This window comes from Methyloterricola oryzae, assembly GCF_000934725.1.
Classification (GTDB): Bacteria; Pseudomonadota; Gammaproteobacteria; order Methylococcales; family Methylococcaceae; genus Methyloterricola; species Methyloterricola oryzae.
The window spans coordinates 17956-37222 of sequence record NZ_JYNS01000002.1 but is presented as its reverse complement, the minus strand read 5'-3'; the positions used below and the strand labels follow the sequence as shown (position 1 = coordinate 37222).

At 60.5% G+C, this 19267-nt stretch carries 18 protein-coding genes; 17 read left to right on the top strand and 1 reads right to left on the bottom strand.

Annotated features, from left to right (window positions below):
* Positions 1-114: 114 nt before the first annotated feature.
* A complete protein-coding gene (locus EK23_RS04010) occupies positions 115-1905 on the bottom strand; it encodes an ABC transporter transmembrane domain-containing protein (protein ID WP_200892087.1) in 1791 nt (596 codons plus the stop codon).
* Between the two features lie 275 nt (positions 1906-2180).
* Here EK23_RS04010 and EK23_RS04005 point away from each other — a divergent pair, with 275 nt between their 5' ends.
* From EK23_RS04005 to EK23_RS03930, 17 genes are all read left to right on the top strand, one after another.
* Positions 2181-2921 carry an ABC transporter ATP-binding protein gene (locus tag EK23_RS04005; RefSeq protein WP_082053921.1) on the top strand — a complete coding sequence of 247 codons (741 nt, stop codon included), beginning with the start codon at positions 2181-2183 and terminating at the stop codon, positions 2919-2921.
* A gap of 10 nt (positions 2922-2931) precedes the next feature.
* The gene (locus tag EK23_RS04000) at positions 2932-5451 is read left to right on the top strand and encodes an ABC transporter permease (protein WP_045224041.1); all 2520 of its coding nucleotides are present in this window, start codon (positions 2932-2934) and stop codon (positions 5449-5451) included.
* A gap of 5 nt (positions 5452-5456) precedes the next feature.
* Complete coding sequence (locus EK23_RS03995; RefSeq protein ID WP_045224392.1) at positions 5457-6605, top strand: carotenoid 1,2-hydratase; 1149 nt, start codon at positions 5457-5459, stop codon at positions 6603-6605.
* A 765-nt stretch (positions 6606-7370) separates the two neighbouring features.
* Entirely contained in the window at positions 7371-7634 is a 264-nt protein-coding gene (locus tag EK23_RS03990) for a hypothetical protein (protein WP_045224040.1), read from the top strand.
* Positions 7635-7894: 260 nt separating this feature from the next.
* Positions 7895-9442, top strand: a complete 1548-nt coding sequence (locus tag EK23_RS03985; protein ID WP_045224039.1) for a phage tail sheath family protein — start codon at positions 7895-7897, stop codon at positions 9440-9442.
* 10 nt (positions 9443-9452) lie between these two features.
* Positions 9453-9968: a phage tail protein gene (locus EK23_RS03980; RefSeq protein WP_045224038.1), complete on the top strand. Its 516-nt coding sequence runs from the start codon at positions 9453-9455 to the stop codon at positions 9966-9968.
* A 15-nt stretch (positions 9969-9983) separates the two neighbouring features.
* A complete protein-coding gene (locus EK23_RS03975) occupies positions 9984-10718 on the top strand; it encodes a T4 family baseplate hub assembly chaperone (protein ID WP_045224037.1) in 735 nt (244 codons plus the stop codon).
* Positions 10719-11547: 829 nt separating this feature from the next.
* Positions 11548-12207: a Pvc16 family protein gene (locus EK23_RS03970; RefSeq protein WP_052807910.1), complete on the top strand. Its 660-nt coding sequence runs from the start codon at positions 11548-11550 to the stop codon at positions 12205-12207.
* Entirely contained in the window at positions 12204-14192 is a 1989-nt protein-coding gene (locus EK23_RS03965) for an ATP-binding protein (RefSeq protein WP_045224036.1), read from the top strand. Before EK23_RS03970 ends, EK23_RS03965 begins: the two co-directional genes overlap by 4 nt.
* Positions 14189-14533, top strand: a complete 345-nt coding sequence (locus EK23_RS03960) for a hypothetical protein (protein ID WP_045224035.1) — start codon at positions 14189-14191, stop codon at positions 14531-14533. Before EK23_RS03965 ends, EK23_RS03960 begins: the two co-directional genes overlap by 4 nt.
* Positions 14530-15876, top strand: coding sequence for an eCIS core domain-containing protein (locus tag EK23_RS22340; protein WP_082053919.1), 1347 nt, complete (start codon positions 14530-14532; stop codon positions 15874-15876). Before EK23_RS03960 ends, EK23_RS22340 begins: the two co-directional genes overlap by 4 nt.
* Positions 15873-16544 carry a hypothetical protein gene (locus EK23_RS03955; RefSeq protein ID WP_045224034.1) on the top strand — a complete coding sequence of 224 codons (672 nt, stop codon included), beginning with the start codon at positions 15873-15875 and terminating at the stop codon, positions 16542-16544. The genes EK23_RS22340 and EK23_RS03955 overlap by 4 nt, the downstream gene beginning before the upstream one ends.
* An 11-nt stretch (positions 16545-16555) precedes the next feature.
* Positions 16556-16912: a LysM domain-containing protein gene (locus tag EK23_RS03950; RefSeq protein WP_200892086.1), complete on the top strand. Its 357-nt coding sequence runs from the start codon at positions 16556-16558 to the stop codon at positions 16910-16912.
* Positions 16909-18048, top strand: coding sequence for a hypothetical protein (locus EK23_RS03945; RefSeq protein ID WP_045224033.1), 1140 nt, complete (start codon positions 16909-16911; stop codon positions 18046-18048). The genes EK23_RS03950 and EK23_RS03945 overlap by 4 nt, the downstream gene beginning before the upstream one ends.
* Entirely contained in the window at positions 18045-18599 is a 555-nt protein-coding gene (locus tag EK23_RS03940) for a phage baseplate assembly protein V (RefSeq protein ID WP_045224032.1), read from the top strand. The genes EK23_RS03945 and EK23_RS03940 overlap by 4 nt, the downstream gene beginning before the upstream one ends.
* Positions 18599-18913 carry a hypothetical protein gene (locus EK23_RS03935; protein ID WP_045224031.1) on the top strand — a complete coding sequence of 105 codons (315 nt, stop codon included), beginning with the start codon at positions 18599-18601 and terminating at the stop codon, positions 18911-18913. The genes EK23_RS03940 and EK23_RS03935 overlap by 1 nt, the downstream gene beginning before the upstream one ends.
* Before the next feature lie 2 nt (positions 18914-18915).
* The gene (locus EK23_RS03930) at positions 18916-19266 is read left to right on the top strand and encodes a GPW/gp25 family protein (RefSeq protein WP_045224030.1); all 351 of its coding nucleotides are present in this window, start codon (positions 18916-18918) and stop codon (positions 19264-19266) included.
* Position 19267 lies beyond the last annotated feature (1 nt).

Sequence of the window (19267 nt, the reverse complement as noted above, 5' to 3'; positions counted from 1 at the left end):
ACCTGCGAAAAAAACAACCAATTGGCGCACTATGAGCACCGATGGAGTGTCCCGCCTCGTTTCCTGCGTCCCTTAGAGCCTCAAGGCATCAATACGTGCGTGCTCTGGAGCATGTCAATCGATCAATTGAAGTGCTGACAGCCGGGCAAAAAGCCCGCCCGCCTGTTTGAGTTCCTCCGCGTTGCCCTGCTCGACGATACGCCCGTGATCCATGACCACGATACGGTCCACCCGCCGCACCGTGGCCAGCCGGTGGGCAATGACCAGAGTGGTGCGATTTTGCATGGCGGCCTCCAGCCCTTGTTGCACCAGCCGTTCCGACTCCGCGTCCAGGGCCGATGTCGCCTCGTCCAGCAGGAGCAGGGGGGCGTTTTTCAGGATGGCGCGGGCGATGGCCATACGCTGCCTTTGCCCACCCGAGAGACGTACGCCCCGTTCGCCGAGAAAGGTCCGGTAGCCTTCCGCAAGCTCGCTGATGAATTCGTGGGCGTGGGCGGATCGCGAAGCGGCTAGGACTTCCTGGTCACTGGCCTCCGGCCTCCCGTAGCGGATGTTTTCCATAGCGTTGGCGGAGAAAATGACAGGGTCCTGGGGGACGATGGCGATGGCGCCGCGCAGTTCCTCCCGGGCAAGGTTGCGAATGTCCACACCGTTGAAACGGATGCACCCGCCACACGGGTCGTAGAAGCGCTGCAGTAACTGAAACAGCGTGGTTTTGCCGGCTCCCGACGGACCCACCAGCGCCAGGGTCTCGCCGGAGCGGACTTCCAGGGAGAAGTCGGTCAAGGTGGATACCGAAGGGCGAGACGGATAACGGAATTCCACCTGATCGAAGCTGAGCTCGGCTTGCCCTGGGTTCGGCAGGGTAAGCGGATTGGCCGGGGACTCGATGGCGGAACGGGCGTGCAGCAATTCCATCAAGCGCTCGGTGGCGCCCGCGGCGCGCATCACATCGCCCCAGACCTCGGCCAGGGTGGCCGATGCGCCGGCCACGATCACCGCATACAGCACAAAGGAGGTGAGTTGCCCGGTGGTCATGCTGCCCGCCGCCACCGCCTGGGCGCCGAGCCAGAGCACGAACAGCACGGCCCCAAAGACCGCGCTGATCAGAAGCAGGGTCAGTATCGCCCGCCACCGGCTTCGGGTCATGGCCGAACGGAAGCTGGTTTCCACCAAGGCCGCATAGCGGCGGGATTCCAGAGCCTCTTGGGTGTAGGCCTGCACTGTGGTCGCGGCGTTGAGCCTCTCTCCGGCCAGGGCGGAGAAATCGGCGATGCGGTCCTGGGAAACCCGGGACAAGCGGCGGACCCGGCGGCCCAGGATCATCAAGGGCAAAATGAGGAGGGTCAGTAGACCCAGGGTGATGGCGAACAAGCGAAGCTCCGTCACGGCCAGCATGGCCAGTCCGCCGGCCGCCTGGAAAACGCTGCGCAGGCCCATGGAGATGGAAGAGCCCACCACCGTCTGCACCAGGGTCGCATCGCCGGTCAACCGGGAGAGGACTTCCCCGGTTTGCAGGGTCTCGAAGAACTCAGGCGGCTGGCGAAGAATCTGGGCATAGACGGCCACTCGCAGATCCGCGGTCACCCGCTCGCCCAGCCAGTTGACCAGATAGTAGCGTCCGGCGACCGCCACAGCCCAGAGGGCTCCGAGACCGAAGATCATCAGAAAATGCCAATCCAAAAGCCTGGCATTTTCCTGATTCACAGCGCCCCGCAGAAAACCTTCGTCGATGAGTTGACGAAACCCCGAAGGTACCGTCAGCAGGGCCCCCGAAGCCAAACAAAGGAGCAGGAAGGCCAGCACCGCCCTGCTCCGGTAAGGTTTTAGAAACGGAACCAGGGCCCTTAGGGTCGAAATCCGTTGGGACCGTGCGGCCCCGCCGAGACTTTCCGAGCTGCTCACGGGACGCGGCTCCCGTATTCCTCCGGGCGAGACGAGCCGCCCTTTCCGCTCATGGCTCTGCAGTCCTCGATCCCGGGCAAGGAATCAATGAGCAGGGAAATCCCGGTATCGAACTGAGGGAGGTGGTGGCGGATCATCGGCAGGTTGAAGGCTCACGCTTTATGGTACTGGCTCCGATTGGAAACGGCCACGATTACACCGCCTTGAATTACCGTGAACATTCCCGGCAAGGTGTGGTCTTATGGGGGACTGCCCACTCGCCGACACGCCGCTGAATGTATCAAGAACTGCCCTTATCCTGCCCATCCCCGGACGCCGTTTCCTTTTCCGTCGATTCCGCCAGACGCCTGCTGCTGAAAGATGTTCACTGGGGCTATGAAGAAGCCGGTGTGTGGCGGGAGGTTCTCAAGGGTGTCGATCTCGATGTTCAAGGCGGCGAACAGATCGCTATCCTGGGTCAGAGCGGCTGCGGTAAATCATCGTTGTTGCATCTGATTGGCGCCCTGGATCAGCCCAGCGCCGGCCACATCGCCTTCGGTGCCACGGACCTTACCGGGCTCGCCGAACCGGGGCGCAGCCTTTGGCGCAGGCGCCACGTGGGATTCATCTACCAATTCTTCAATCTGATTCCCACCTTGACGGTCCTGGAGAATGTGCTTCTGCCCCTGGAGCTGAACGGTCTGCGAAATCGGGAGGCCAGTGCCTGGGCACTGGATCTGCTGAGCGAGGTCGGCCTGGCGGAACGTGCTGACGCCTATCCGGATCGTTTGTCGGGCGGAGAGCAACAGCGCGTGGCCATGGTGCGGGCCCTGGTCCACAAGCCGGATCTGGTCCTGGCCGACGAGCCTACCGGCAATCTGGACCTGGAAACCGGCGAGAAGGTGCTGGATATCCTCGACCGTCTGGTGCGCGCCCAGGGCCACACCCTTTTGCTGGTGACCCATAGTATCGAGGTTGCGAAGCGCGCAGGACGCATTTTCCGTCTGGCGGACGGAAAGCTGTTTCCCTCCGACTGAGCCCCGCGCCGTGTCAATCCTCGCACGCGCCAATCGCAGGTACTTCGTGCGCCATCCGGTGCAACTGCTGCTCGCCGTGATCGGCGTGGCCCTGGGCGTGGCTATCGTCGCCGCCATCGATCTCGCTGCGGAAAGCACCCACAGGGCCTTTGCCCTGTCCATGCAGGCAATCACCGGCCGCTACACCCACCAGATCACAGCCGGATCGACGGGGCTGGACGAATCCCTGTATCGGCGTTTGCGCATCGAGCAGGGCTTGCGTCAGAGCGCACCGTCCGTGGAAGCCTATGTGCGGGCAGGGAACCAGACCTTGCGACTGGTCGGCTTCGATCCTTATGCCGAGCGGGGAACGCAAAGCCGCTTCGTCAGCGCCTCCCGGGGCGGCGATGCCACGCGCCTCCTCACCGAGCCAGGATCTGCCCTGATCGCGTCGGTCACGGCCCGGCAACTGGGCGTCGCGCCCGGCAACCGGCTGGATATCTCAATCGACGGCCGGGCAATTGCCTTGGACATCATCGGCTATATCGAGGGCAACGGTCCACCGGAGCCGGCCCTGGAAGGTTTGCTGTTGACGGATATCGCGTCGGCTCAGGAACTGTTGGGCCGGGTGGGGCGGCTGGATCGCATCGAGCTGATTTTGCCTGAATATCCCGAGGCGGCGGAGCAGCTTCGCCGCTGGCTGCCTGTTGGCACTGAGCTGGAGACCATCGCCGGCCGCAACGCGTCGACCCAAAAGCTCAGTGCCGCCTTGGAGTTAAACCTTCGCGCCATGAGTTGGCTGGCCCTGCTGGTGGGCGCCTTCCTGATCTACAACACCATGGCGTTTTCGGTCTTGCAGCGCCGGGAGCTTCTTGCCTCGCTTCGCGTCCTGGGCGCCACGCGGGGGCAGTTGTTCCGGGAAGTCCTCCAAGAAGCGGCTCTGCTCGGCCTGGCCGGTGGTTTGCTGGGCCTGGCATTCGGAGTGCTCGCAGCCAAAGCCCTCCTGCACCTCGTGACGCGCAGCATCAACGATCTGTATTTCGTGCTCACCGTCACCGAGTTCCTCCCGGACCCGCTTGTCCTGGCGCGGGGTTTGGCCATGGGAATCGCCGTGGCGATGCTGGCCGCCGCCGCACCTGCCTGGGAGGCGGCCCGGACCTCGCAGCGTCCCGCCCGTTCCGGAGCCGAAACAAGCGTGCGCAAGCTATTGCCGGGCCTCGCAGTGCTCGGACTGCTGCTGTTGTCGATGGCCGCGTGGGTTCTGCAAGCCCGGCATGTTGGCCTCACCGCATCCATTGGCGGTGTGTTCATGCTGCTGTCGGGATTCGGTCTGATCACCCCCTGGCTGATGCTGATGCTGACCGCCGGGACAGTGCAACTGGCCAGGCTTGGGGATATCTGGCTGCTGCGATTGGCGCTGTCCGGTGTCGCCGCGTCCCTGAGCCGCGCCGGTCTCGCCGTGGCTGCGCTGACCGTCGCCGTGGCAGTGAGTGTAGGCGTCGGCATCATGATCGAGAGCTTTCGCGGCGCCATCACTGATTGGCTGGAAGAGATTCTCCAGGCCGATATTTACGTGACCGGGGCAAGCACCGACGACGGCCTGATGCCGAACCTGCCGGATAATCTGGAATCGAGGCTGGCCGACATTCCCGGGCTGGCGCGTACCGGCGGCGCCCGGCGCATGGAGGTCAAAACCTCGATGGGCAACAGCGAACTGCTGGTCCTTCGGCCTCCCGACCTGGACCAGCCTGGATTCCGGTTCAAGTCGGGCGATGGCAAGGCGCTGTGGCGATCCTTTCCCAAACTGGAAGCCGTCATGATTTCCGAGCCCTACGCCCAGCGGCATGATCTCTCCGTCGGAGACCACCTGGTCCTGCAAAGCGACTCAGGACCGGTCGACTTGCCGGTGGCCGGGGTGTTCTTCGATTATCGCTCGGACCAGGGGTTGATCATCATGCACCGGGCGCTCTATCAGCGTTACTGGAGCGAGCCCCGAGAGACCTCCCTGGGGCTCTATCTGGAGCCGGGGGCCGACTTGGCTTCGGTTCGACGGGAAACGGAACGGCGCGTGGCGGAAGACAGCCAGGTCTTGACGGTCAAGTCGAACCGGGAGATTCGCGATGCAACCCTGAAAGTGTTCGACCGTACCTTTGCCATCACCCAAGTCTTGCGGCTGCTGGCCATGGGAGTGGCCTTCGTCGGCATACTCAGTGCCCTGATGGCGTTCCAGTTCGAGCGCCGGCGGGAACTGGCGGTGCTACGGGCCACCGGATTGACGCCGCGCGAAACGGGCGGGCTGATGTTGCTGCAGACGGGGTTCATGGGGCTGGTGGCCGGCCTGCTGTCCATCCCGCTGGGCCTGGCCATCGCCTTGGCGCTGGTCCGGGTGATCCACCTACGCTCCTTCGGCTGGACCATGGAACTGAGTTTCTCGCCTTCGGCACTCATCTCGGCGGTCGCCATGAGTCTCGCCGCCGCCCTGCTGGCGGGGCTTTATCCGGCCCATCGGGTCATGATGGCGCAGCCTGCCCGCGCCTTGCGGGAGGAGTGACCGGCATGGGACGGATGGTTCTGCTGGCTTGCCTGCTATTGGCCCTGCTTGCGCCTGGCTGCGGCAATCAGGAAACATCGAGTGGGGAAGATGCAACGGCCACGCTCAAACAGGCCGATCATGGGGGCTTCGAGCGGGCCTACACGCCCAGGCCCTTCGACTTTCCGGTGGACCATGGCCCGCATCCCGATTTCCGCGAGGAATGGTGGTACGTGACCGGCAATCTCGATGGACCGGAAGGACGGCGCTTCGGCTTTCAGATCACGATCTTCCGCCATGGTCTCAAGCGCGGAACGCCGAAGCGGGAATCGGCATGGGCGGGGCAGGACGCCTACATGGCCCATTTTGCCCTCACCGATGTGACCGGCCAAAGCTTCACCTCCTTCCAGCGGGTTTCTCGGGGAGCGGCAGGCCTTGCCGGAGCGCAGGCGCAACCGCTCAAGGTTTGGCTCGAAGACTGGCGTATCGACGCCACACCCGACGGCGGATTTCCCTGGCATATCCAGGCGCAACAGGACGGCATCGGCTTGTCCCTGGATCTTTCACCCCTTAAGCCCGTCGTCCTGCATGGCGAGCACGGCTTGAGCCGCAAAAGCGTGGAGGCGGGCAACGCCTCCTATTACTACTCGATGTCCCGCTTGAAGGCGGCAGGCATGCTCCGTCTGAACGGGCAGGAACTGCCGGTCGGCGGCCTGGCCTGGCTGGACAGAGAATGGAGCACCAGCATGCTGGCGGACTATCAAGCCGGCTGGGACTGGTTTTCTCTACAACTGAATGACGGAACGGACGTGATGTTCATGCAGATCCGTCACAAGGACGGCAAGGCCGACCCGATGAGTTACGGAACCTTGATCGGGGCCGATGGCTCCACGACACCCTTGGCCCGTGAGGACGTGGCAATCGAGATTCTGGATACCTGGGAAAGCCCCAAGGGCGGTCGCTATCCCGCCCACTGGCGGCTGAAGATCAAGCCATCGGGCCGCCTTCTGGATATCCGACCGGTGATCGCCGACCAGGAGCTGCGCCACGATGCCCGTTACTGGGAGGGGGCGGCGGATATTCGGGACGCCGAATCGGGTGCTCAGGTCGGCCGGGGGTACGTGGAACTGACCGGCTATGGGAAGGGCGTAATCCCTCAGAGAAACTCCGAATGACTCGGTATCAGGAACGAGGCGTCGTCCACGATGGTGGGGCATTGGCGCTCGATAAAGGCATTGGCCACACTGACCGACGTCAGTCCAAAATCACTACACGCCGCCCAGAACGCAAAAAAGCCTACAAGCTGTAGCCTGTAAGCCTCTGATTATTTGGTAGCGGGGGCAGGATCTTGTTGTCAGAGTACGGTCATCGCACTCAAATGACAGGGCGGTAAGCGAAACCGCGACCAAAAGCCGGAGCAAATCCCTTCAGCGCCGCGCGCTCTAGCCGCCGTCGCTCGCGTGGCGACGCCAGTGAAGACCGGAACGGCTCGAGTTTCCCACATTCGACCGCTTCCACATCACTCGTAACGACGTCGATTACTTCAGCCGTTCCGGCAAAGTGGACCGGGGGCTCCAAATCGAGGGCCGTATTCCTCGGACGGGGTGAATGAGGGTAACGACACGTTGCAGCGCAAGACATCTTCCATGGACGCATGGTTGCCTGGCCCTCCGCCCTTCGATCATAAACGATTAAGAGCGCAGAAACTGGTCAGAGACGCGCCGACTCCGCCTATGCCAATGCGTTAGCAGTCATCCCCAATGGGATCTTTGGCTGAATTTCGGCCTACCGGCGCAATTTTTTTCAAAAAAGACGCTTCGAAGGACGCTCAAAAGGACGCTGGAAAGACGCCTGCCTGATATGGTCGCTTCCACGGTCGGGGATTGAAGCGTTGCCCCCGGGGCAAATTCGGCCATTCAGCGCGCCAAAGGAGCGGAGACATGGGCGTCACCAGGAAGTTGGAACCAAAACCGCAGGAACCTACACCGCATTCGTTCGTCATTCGACTGTGGCCGGAGAAGGCGGCACATAACCATGGTGAGAATCCACTGTGGCGTGGCCGCATCACCCATGTGGGCAGCGGGGAAGCGCGGGGTGTCGTCTGCTTTCACCAGTTGGTCGGATTCATCGAGCGCCAGATTGGCAGGAAGGGCACCGAGCACTGCCTGCTCTGCCGATTCTGTCGCCGCGTTTTCGGAAAATGAAGCAGGAAGTTTATTTTAAACCCTGACCCATCAGTTTTTCGGCAAAAAAACTACTTGTAACACGGCTTTTGAACTTACTATTAAGAAAATATAAATACTAAATATTTTCCAAATTCGCAGTCGTTTGGCGCATCTAATTATTTAGTTGATTGCCTAATAGATGTTGATCTATGGGGTTTAAAAAGTAAGTTGGTTTTTGGTAATTTAGTTCCCAGCTTACTTGGCAGTTGAATTTTTCCATTTGGAATAGGAGAAAGAGTATGCCGGCTGCACTGTCTTATCCAGGGGTTTACATTGAGGAAATTGCTAGCGGCGTCCGCAGCATTACCGGTGTAGCCACTTCCATTGCCGCATTCTTAGGCCGAACTATTCGCGGCCCTGTCAACCAGGCCGTCACGATTAACAGTTTCGCTGATTTCGAGCGTGTTTTCGGAGGACTATCAATAGATAGTACGGTTAGCTTTGCCGTTCGTGATTTTTACCTCAATGGCGGAAGTCAGGCCGTTATCGTCCGGCTCTACAACACGCCAGATCAAGGATCCGCCAAAGCACAGATAACCCTTGGAGATTTCACTCTGGAAGCATCTAGCGAGGGAAGTTGGGGCGTAAATATCAAAGCCACGATTGACCACGACGTGTCAAAGGATGTGGCCGAGCGACTGGGTGTGACCAAGGACGATCTGTTTAATCTGACCATCTGGGATTCTGCCCAGGGAGGTATCAGGGAGCGACTGATGAATCTGACGGTGAAGGAGAGCGCCCGCCGCATCGACAATGTTTTGAAAGCTGAATCAAAGCTGGCACGCTGGTCCGGTGCCTTCGATCCAACTGCACCACCTGATATACCAGGGGACGGAACCAAAGGTGAGGCGGCACTGGATACTGGATCAGATGGCAAGCCGCTGGTGATGACAAACTTTCTACCCGCTCAGGGCGAAGTCAATAAGGAAGGCCTTTATGCCCTGGAGCAAGTCGATCTGTTCAACTTGCTTTGCATTCCACATTATTCCGCTACCGGCGACGTCGACAGCGGTGTGATTAGCGCCGCCGCCACCTACTGCGAAAAGCGTCGCGCCATGCTCCTGATCGATCCACCCACGAACTGGTCGGACAAGGGGACGGCGAAGACGGGAATCGCCATCGACATTGGCACAACGAGCAAAAATGCCGCGTTGTTCTTTCCCCGGTTGCGCCAGCCAAATCCACTGCGCAGCGGTCAGGTGGAAGATTTCGCGCCCTGCGGTGCTGTGGCCGGTGTCATCGCCCGAACCGACACCCAGCGTGGCGTGTGGAAGGCTCCAGCGGGGCTGGACGCGACCCTGACCGGCGTGCCGCAATTGAGCGTCGCCTTGACCGACGCCGAAACGGGCGAACTGAACCCGCTAGGCATCAATTGCCTGCGCTCGATGCCGGCCGCGGGGCGAGTGATTTGGGGGGCGCGCACGCTTCAGGGCAATGACCGACTGGCCTCGGAATGGAAGTACATTCCGGTCCGTCGCCTCGCGCTATACATCGAGGAAAGCCTGTTTCGCGGCACCCAATGGGTGGTTTTCGAACCCAATGACGAACCCCTTTGGTCGCAGATCCGCCTGAATCTCGGCGCGTTCATGCACAACCTGTTTCGACAGGGCGCGTTCCAGGGCAAATCGGCGTGTGAGGCCTATTTCGTCAAGTGCGACAGCGAAACGACGACCCAGTCCGATATCAACGGGGGAACCGTCAACATCGTCGTCGGCTTTGCGCCGCTCAAACCCGCCGAGTTCGTCGTAATCCAGTTACAGCAGATGGCTGGACAGATTCAGGCATAAGGAGGTCGTCATGGCACAGTTCAGCGTCAACGCGCAAAGGTTTGATCCGTACAAGAACTTCAAATTCCGCGTGAAGTGGGATGGGCGTTATGTTGCCGGAATCAGCAAGGTCGGGGCGTTGCGAAGGACCACGGAGGTCGTCGAACACCGCGAAGGAGGCGACCCCAGCAGTGAGCGCAAGTCACCGGGCCGGACCAAGTACGAAGCCATCACCCTTGAACGCGGCGTGACGCATGATCTCGAGTTCGAACAATGGGCGAACAAGGTGTGGAATTTTGGTTCCGGTCTCGGTGCCGAGGTTTCACTCAAGGATTTCCGCAAGGACATCATCATCGAAGTCTATAACGAGGCTGGCCAGGTCGCCCTCGCCTACCGACTCTACCGCTGCTGGGTTTCCGAGTTCCAGGCGTTGCCCGATCTCGACGCCAATGCCAATGCGGTGGCGATTCAGCACATCAAACTGGAGAACGAAGGCTGGGAGCGGGACTATTCCGTGGTGGAACCCAGCGAAGTGAGTCTGGCCTAAGCGGCGGCAAGTCCGATGCATTCCCTGTCTGCCAAGGAGTTGCTGGACGTTTGGGAGCAAGGCAGGGACCGGCCCATGCCGGTCCGCGCCGTTGGCTTGCTAGCCGCTGCCTGTCCCGAATCCAGCGTGGAATCGCTGATGCAGTTGCCCATCGGCCGACGCGATGGATTGCTGTTGAGCCTGCGAGAGATGGCGTTTGGACCGGAATTGTCCGCCATGGCCGAGTGCCCGCAATGTTCGGAGCGTCTCGAGATCTCCTTCCACGCGGACGATGTGAGGCCGTCTGGCGGCAGCGAGCAGGCTGGCCCGTTCCAGTTTGAAACGCAGGGGTACCAACTCCACCTCCGGCCGGTCAACAGCACGGACTTGTCCAGATTCACCGGCACTGAGCCGCCGGAAACCCTCAGGCAAGAATTGCTGGAGTGCTGCCTGCTGGATGCCCGCTTTCAAGGCGCTCCGCAAGGCATCGGGGATTTGCCGGAACCGGTGATCGTGGATGCGATTAATCGGTTGGAACGGGCTGATCCGCTGGCTTCCTCTCAAGTGCAGATTGCCTGTCCCAGTTGCGGGCAAGCATCGCCGGTTCTGTTCGACATTGCCCTCTATTTCTGGCGGGAGATCGAGAACTGGGCTTTTCGCCTGCTGCGCGACGTTCATGCTCTGGCCGCGGCTTACGGGTGGTCCGAGCGGGACATTCTGGCCCTCTCTCCCTGGCGGCGTCAGTATTATCTTCAAATGGTGCAGGGATGAACGATTACCTGGGCCATCTGGCCACGAGAATCCGGAACCACGCTGCCACGTCGTCCGAGCAGCCATCTTCGCTTTTGCCGCGCGCTGCTGCCCGATTCGAAGAACCCCTCCCTATTTCGGACTCATTATCTGAATTCGAGCCGCCGACCGAGTGGACCGAATCCGGGAATCCGGGGAACGAAGCGCCGGATCGCGCGGCAGACCGGACGCTGCGGGATGTTCCCGTCGACCGATCACCGGCCCCGGTTCAATCGCTTGTGGAACCGCTTCCCGGAAACCTGGCTCCCGCCAACGAGGCAAAGGGCGTCGCTCCGCAGCGTTCAGTGCCGGATTCATCAAGCACCAGGCACGTCGAACGACTCGAGCGGCTGGAGACCCGAAATCCTGTTGCATGGGAGCATCAAGGCGGCTTGCCGCCTTTACCGGATGACGCGATCCACCAAAGGAATGACCCCCCAGCCTTACTCGGGACATTGGAGTCAGCGGCTGTTCATGAATCCAAGGACGATTCCCCTCCGCGCGAGCCCACCAGAAGACGGGAAAACTCCGAGCTTGTCCACTCGCGCTTGATCGTGCCACGAGATGAAGGATTTTCGACCGCCGATCCACCATCAGCAATCAGGCCTTTGCAACCCGAGCATTCACCAGCGCGATCGCCGTATCCGGCAGAAGGTGAGCCCGATGCGCCGCCCGTCGTGAAAGTGACCATCGGCCGGATCGAGGTTCGCGCGGTCACGCCCAACCCACCGAAGCCGCGACCGGCAGCGCCAGTCCGGCGGCCCAGTCTGAGCCTGGGCGATTACCTAAAGCGCCGTGGAGGAGGCAGGCCGTGAGCAATCATCTGGCCATCGCGACGGTGACTTACGCGCTGAAGACTCAGATTGCCAATGCGCTTACGCATGACGTGGGCGACTTTGGCTATCAGGTGGTAACGGACCGTCCCGATGGCACGGCCAGCGGACAAGCGGAAGTGCGGCTTTATCTGTATCAGGTGACCCACAATGCCGCCCATCGGAACGACGACCTGCCCACGCGCCGCGCCGATGGCACCTCATTTGTGAATCGGCCGCAACTTGCGCTGGATCTGCACTACCTCATCAGCTTTTTCGGCAAGGAAACCGAATTGGAACCCCAGCGTTTGCTGGGCAGCGTTGCACGGGCACTGCACGCGCATCCGGTGCTCAGCCGCGATCAGATCGCTAAGCTCATAGATCCAGGCACAGAACCGCGGGTCGGGCCGTCTTGGTTGGCCGCTTCGGATCTGGACAAGCAAATCGAGCTGGTCCGGCTGACTCCCCTGCCCCTGTCGCTGGAAGAGCTTTCCAAGCTGTGGATGGTGTTCTTCCAGACCAAATACACCTTGTCGGTGGCCTATCAAGCTTCCGTCGTGCTGCTCGATGCTGACGTCCAAGCCTCCGAAGGTCCACCAGTCCAAGAACGCGTGGTCACCGCGTTCCCGACTCCTAATTTCAGAAGGGTCACGTCATGAGCGCCGCGGACTGGTACGCCGAGAATCACGCACACCTGCTCCAAGCCTTGGGCAAGGTCCGCGCGTTGCTGGAGCATCAGGTGGCCAAGACCGAAGGTGAAAAGACGGAGGATCCCGCGCCGGAACCGGAATCTGTTCGGGACTCCCAAGCCGAGACTCCCGAGCGCCCCTTCGCCCTGGACGCCCTGTGCGCGAGCTTTGGCCTGTCGCCGTTTGAGCGGCACCTTCTGTTGCTGTGCGCCGGCGTCGAATTCGAATCAGCCCCTTCGTCCTTGTGCGCTCGGGCGCAGGGTGACCCGCAACGCACCTACCCCACCTTCAGCCTGGCCCTGGCCACCTTGCCCGAGGCCCATTGGAGCGCGCTGACGCCCGACCGGCCCCTGCGGCGTTGGCGGCTGATCGAAGTCGGGCCGGGCAATGCGCTCACCGCCAGTCCCTTGCGCATCGACGAGCGCGTGCTGCACTACCTGGCCGGCGTCAACGAAATTGATAACCGCCTGGCCGGATGGGTGCAAACCATGGAGCCGCCGGACGATCTCGCGCCGTGTCATCTGGACATCGCCAGGCAGTTGGCCACTCAGTGGTCCAACCACCAGGAGGGCCGCCTGCCCATCGCCTGGATGCGCGGCGGCGAGCCGGCGGATAACCGGGCCATTGCCGCTGCGGCCTGTGCCTTCCTGGGCCTGGAATTGCAAGCCATGCCCGTCAATCTGCTGCCTACTGGGCCTTCCGAACTGGAAAACCTGCTGCGGCTGTGGGAGCGGGAAGCCCTGTTGCGCAACAGTGCCTTGCTACTGGAAGAAGACGAGGACACGGCGCCGGACAGCGGCCGGGCGCAGCTCGTAAGCTGGTTTGCCGAGCGGGTGCTGGGAGGAATCATTCTGACCGGCGGAATGAAGCGGCTGCCGGCGGGCCGGGCGGTCATCCACGTGGACGTGCGCAAACCGGATTCTACCGAGCAATTGGGGCTCTGGCAGCAAGCTCTCGGCGTGCACGCGGAAAAGCTCAACGGCAGCCTGGAGCGGCTGACCGGCCAATTCGACTTGGGCGCGCCGGCCGTTCAGGCCGCTTGCAGCGAGGCGCTGGCGCAGGCGACGCAGCCGGAGGAACTGCCCGAACGGCTCTGGCAAGCCTGCCGGGTGCAGGCGCGCAGCCGCCTGGACCAGCATGGCGGCGAAATGGCCTTGGCGCAGCGGATCGAATCGGCGGCGACCTGGGACGATCTGGTGCTGCCGGAGGCGCAAAAGCAGATCCTTCGAGAAATCGCTGTCCACGTGCGACAGCGCTTCAAGGTCTACGAAACCTGGGGATTTGGCCGGAAGAGCTCACGCGGGCTGGGCATCAGCACCCTTTTTGCTGGCGCCAGCGGCACCGGCAAGACCTTGGCCGCCGAAGTGCTGGCGAACGAATTGGGGCTGGACCTGTACCGCATCGATCTCAGTTCGGTGGTGAGCAAGTACATCGGCGAAACCGAAAAGAACCTGCGGCGGGTGTTCGACGCTGCCGAATCGGGCGGCGCCATCCTGCTGTTCGACGAGGCCGACGCCTTGTTCGGCAAGCGCAGCGAAGTCAAGGACAGTCACGACCGCCATGCCAACGTCGAGGTGAGTTATCTACTGCAGCGCATGGAGGCGTATCGGGGATTGGCGGTTCTGACCACCAACCTGAAGGATGCATTGGATACCGCTTTCCTGCGGCGTATTCGCTTCGTGGTGCAGTTTCCATTTCCCGATGCGGCTCAACGTGCCGAAATTTGGCAGCGGATGTTCCCCTCCACCCTGCCCACCGAAGGACTGAATCTGGCGCAACTGTCCCGCCTCAACGTGAGCGGCGGCAATATCCGAAACATCGCCCTGAACGCCGCGTTCCATGCCGCCGAGAAAGGCGAAGCACTAGGTATGTTCCATTTGCTGGAAGGAGCGCATGGGGAATACGCGAAGCTTGAGAAATCACTTTCGGACAATGAAATAGAGGGGTGGCTATGAAGATAATCGACCGACCACTATCGCGAGTCAACGCACCGACCGTCGCCGAACGACCGGAAGAGCCAATCCAAAGCAGTCATAAACAAAGTGATGCGCTTGAGGTCCACATTGAAAAAATGGTTCTCAACGGCTTCACAGCCAAAGATGGCGTGCTGATAGAAGCTGCGATCGAACGGGGGGTGGCTCGTCTAACACGATCTGGAGGGTTATCGCCGCTTATGAGGCGTGACACCAATAGCGTGCAGTTGGAGTTCGGACGTAGTAGCCACGCACCCGGCTTAAGTAATGAGATTTTGGCTACTCAGATTGCGCAAGGAATCGTTCGAGGTATCAAGCAATGAGCGTAAAGGCGCAAATCAGTGATAAGAGGCACGCTTCAGTTCAATTAAGACCACAATGGCAGGCGTTCCAATCACGGCCTTTCTCTTCTGCTAAGTCAATGCAGCCAAATGCGGATTCCTGCGGCGAAGCTAAACACGACTTAGCTTCGCTCGATGCGCTAAAGCGACCATCGATAAGAGTCCAGCCGAAACTAAAACTCGGACCGAGCAATGATATATATGAGCAGGAGGCCGATCGGATCGCCAAGCGAGTAGTTCGCGAGAATATGGCTTTGTCAAACAATCCTTTAACGCAAGAAAACACACATGTTGTTAAGGAGCCTCTAATTTCCAGGTATCCATTTCAAGATCTGCAGTCGGGTGCCAACGTTGCCGATATCGCGCCGAATGCGGAATGCAGCATAAACGCAAGCCGCGGTAGCGGTCAGCCTTTAACTGAAAAGATACGTACTCCTCTGGAGCGGGCGTTTGGTGCGAATTTTGAGCAGGTGCGCATTCATACGGACAGTCGCGCTGATGCTCTTGGCCGATCTCTACATGCACGCGCTTTCACCAGCGGACCTGATATCTACTTTCGAAGCGGGGAGTTCAACGTTGGGAACTCGTTTGGTCAGGAGTTGCTTTCACACGAGTTAACACATGTTCTTCAGCAACGTGCTGGAGGTAGAGCGGACGTGATTCGCCCATTTTTTGATAGAGAGGGTAATGAGTTTTCACCTAATGTGCCGGAGAAAGGAAAATGGGAAAAGGATTTAATCGATAAGAAATTTCGTTGGACGCCCAATGATGATGTTGCACGGAACTATCATCAAGATCTGAAGAATGAACTCAGCCAGAAGGCGCTAGCAAAAAAAGCCAAAGGCGAGAAGGAAATAGAAGATGTGAAAAGTGTTGTGGAGACAAACGAAGGTAAGAAAGATCCATTCTACGTGCTTCCAAATCAAATTAGATTTTCTCAATCGGAGATAACGCCGGCAACTACAGGACCTGGGGCTGCACCTATATATCAGTTGGTGGTGAATCTTGCAACTAAGAAGGTAAAGCCAGAGGCAATCGAGCCGATTCGCATCCTAGTTAGGGGACCAGCTAATTCGCCAGTCATCGTATCACTAGACAATCGGCGTCTATGGGCATTTCGGCAAGCGAATGCGCTAATCGGAAGCGGCTCCTTGATCTCAATACGATGTGTATGGGCTTCAGAAAAAGAAATACGACAAGAATCCTATAAGTTCCAGAATGGACAATTCGGAAGTGATAAGGTGAAAGTGACAGATAGGGATATTAGAAATAAGGAAAACTGGATGAGAAAAGAGTACAACTCATTTAAAGGAAAGAACGCGTGACTTTCCCCCGCTCACCCCGACTCCTCAAAGGCGCCATCGTCGCAGCCGATATCGGCAATCCGCTGCCGCAGGTGATCGTGTTCCAGTACAACCCGGCGAGTTTGACCCGCTCCCTGGAGCCGCAGATGGCGGCGAATGACGGCGAGCGCGGGGAGGCGTTGCGTATCAAGGGCGCGCCGGTTGAGACCATTTCCCTGGAGGTGGAGATCGACGCCACCGACCAGCTGGAACAGGCCAAGCCGATTGCGGTGAGCCAGGGCATCTATCCGCAATTGTCGGCGCTGGAGATGCTGCTGTATCCCAAGAGCGCGCTGGTGATTGCCAACACGGTGCTTTCGGCTCTGGGCACCATCGAAATCGTGCCGCCGGTCGGGCCGCTCACCATGTTCATCTGGGGGCCAAAGCGGGTGCTGCCGGTGAAGCTCACCAGCTTCAGCGTCACCGAGGAGGCCTTCGACGTGAACCTGAATCCCATCATGGCCAAGGTTTCGCTGGGGCTGCGGGTGCTGAGCTACAACGACCTGCCGGTGACACACCCCGGCTATCACCTGTTCATGGCCCATCAGGTGATGAAGGAAGCCATGGCCACCGTCGGCACGGTGCATAGCGTGGCTTCGGTGATCGGGGAGCAGGTGCATCTGCCCTCGGCGGTGACCCGGGTGCTTTAAGGAGTCCTCCAATGTTCGAACCCAACAGCCGCTACGACCTCATCGAAACCGCGACCTTCATCGGCCCCGATGGCCAGCCGCTGGCCTACAAGCGGCGGCGCTTGCTGCCGCAGCCGGAGAGCCTGACGGTGCTGGCGGAGGTCACCGTGACCGAAGGCGACCGGTTGGACACGATCACCGCCCGCACCCTGGGCGATCCGCAGCAATATTGGCGGGTGTGCGACGCCAGCCGCGCCATGAACCCGGCGGAACTGACCGCTACGCCCGGACTGGTGTTGCGGGTGCCGGTGCCGCAAGCGGAGGCCTTCTATTCGCCCCTCGGTGGGAGCGGCCTGATACCGCCAACCGGCACCGAGGGCGGTGCATGATCTTCACGAAACTCAACCTGACCCTGCTGGCGGGCCAGTCGATACCGACGCCGCTGCCGGCGACCTTTAGCAATGCGGTCCAAAGCATCGAGGTGACGCACACGGACGAAGGCCGGTCGGGCTTTCAGATCACTTTTCAGGCGGGGCGCGAAGGACTGACGGGCGGGTTGGATTATTCGCTGGTGGCCAGCGCCAGCCTGAAGCCTTTCTGCCGCGTCGTCGTGATGCTCACCTTGAATGCGATGCCGCGCGTGCTGTTCGACGGGATCATCACCCATCAACAGCTGGATCCCGGCACCGTTCCCGGCGGGGGCTTGTTCACGGTGACAGGAGAGGATGTGAGCGTGATGATGGATCTGGAAGAGAAAGTCGTCGAGCATCCCGCACAGAACGAGATGATGATCGCGACCAAGATCATCCTGAGCTATGCCCAGTATGGCTTGGTACCCGATGTAATCCCACCCAAGTCCCTTGAGATTCCGCTGCCCGTTTTGCGGGTGCCGGTGCAGCACGCCACTGACCGGGAATATCTGGAGATCATGGCCCGGCGCTTTGGCTATGTGTTCTATGTCAAACCGGGCCCGGTGCCATCGGTGAATATTGCTCATTGGGGACCCAAGCGGCCTATCGGAGCCGCGCAACGCGCCCTCTCGGTCAACATGGGCCCGCTGGACAACTTGGAATCCCTCAAGTTCGAGCACGACCCGCTCAGCATGGCGTTCGTGCGCGCACACCATCAGGACAGCATCACCAACGTCAGCACTCCCGTTCAAACCTTTGTGCCGAGTCAACCGCCACGTTCCAGTATGCCGACCTGGCTGTTCCATGGCGGCGATCTGCGCCGCAAACGGTCCATGTTCCCCGGTGCTTCCACGGCTCAGGCATTTGCAAGAGCCCAGGGCGAAACCGATGCCAGTGCCGATGTGGTATCCGCGAACGGGGAGTTGGATGCCCTGATCTACGGGGACATTCTGAATGCCCACGAGTGGGTCGGCGTCAGAGGCGCGGGATATGCCTACGACGGGAATTATTACGTCAAGTCGGTCACCCATTCGATCAAGCCCGGCGCTTACAAGCAGCGATTCACCCTGACCCGCGATGGCGTCGGATCCTTGTTTCCGGCGGTGCGTCCATGAAGGAGTTTTTCGGCAAATACCGCGGGCAAGTCGCCGGCAATGTCGATCCCATGGAAATGGGCCGGGTTCAGGTCACCTGCCCCGCGGTACTGGGCCCCGGCCGCTTGAGCTGGGCGCTGCCTGCCGTGCCCTACGGCGGACAACGCGTGGGCCTTTATGCCATCCCTCCAGTAGGCGCCAACATCTGGGTGGAGTTCGAGGGCGGTGATCCCGATTCGCCAATCTGGGCCGGATGCTTCTGGGGCAGCAGCGCGGAAATGCCCGTGACGCCGGCGGTTCCGGAGACCAAGGTGTTCCGGACGGGAACGGTGACACTGACCATGAGCGATTTGCCTGGCTCCGGCGGGTTTACCCTGGAGGTTCTCCCACCGTCGGTGGCCCTGCCCATCAGCCTTGAATGCAAGGGGGACTCCATCGAGCTTGCGCTGAAAACGCTGGAAGGGTCCATCAGGATTTCGGCCGACGGCATCCATCTCACTTTCGGTGGCAGCAGTGTCGACCTGTCACCGATCAGCGTAAACGTCAATAAAGGCGCTTTGGAGGTGATCTGATGCCAGGATTTTTGCTGACTGTCGGCGCGGTTACCCAATGCGCCCACGGCGGGGTGGCGCAACCACTGGGCGTCATTCCGCGCGTGAAAGCTCTCGGACAGCCCGTCGTGGCTCAGCCGACGGTTTATTCCATCGCCGGGTGCAGCGTCAAACCGCCTCCTGCCGCTTGCGCCACGGCACAGTGGTTGACCGCCGGCACGCGGGTCAAGGCAATGGGCTTGCCCGTTCTCCTGCAGGACAGCCAGTCGACCTGCACGCCGACAGGCACTCCCCTGACGATTATCGTGAACCAAAGCCGCGTCCGAGGAATTTGAGCATGCAGATCGCCTTTCCGTTTCAGGTTGACGGGCGCGGCCGGACTGCTCTCGCCGGTGAGGATGAACATATCCGGCAGATAATCGAACAGCTCCTGTTCACCCTGCCCGGAGAACGGGTCAACCGCCCCGATTTCGGCACCGGACTGATGCAGCTGGTTTTCGCTCCCGCCAGTGAAGAGCTTGCCACGGCGGTTCAATTCATGGTGCAAGGGTCTCTGCAGCAATGGCTGGGGGATTTGATTCAGGTGGAAGGGGTTGATGTCAGCAGCGAGGACGCCAGCTTGCGAGTATCGGTGCAGTACCTGGTGAAGCGGACCCAACAGCGCGTGACGGCGCAATTCGAGCGGTAGT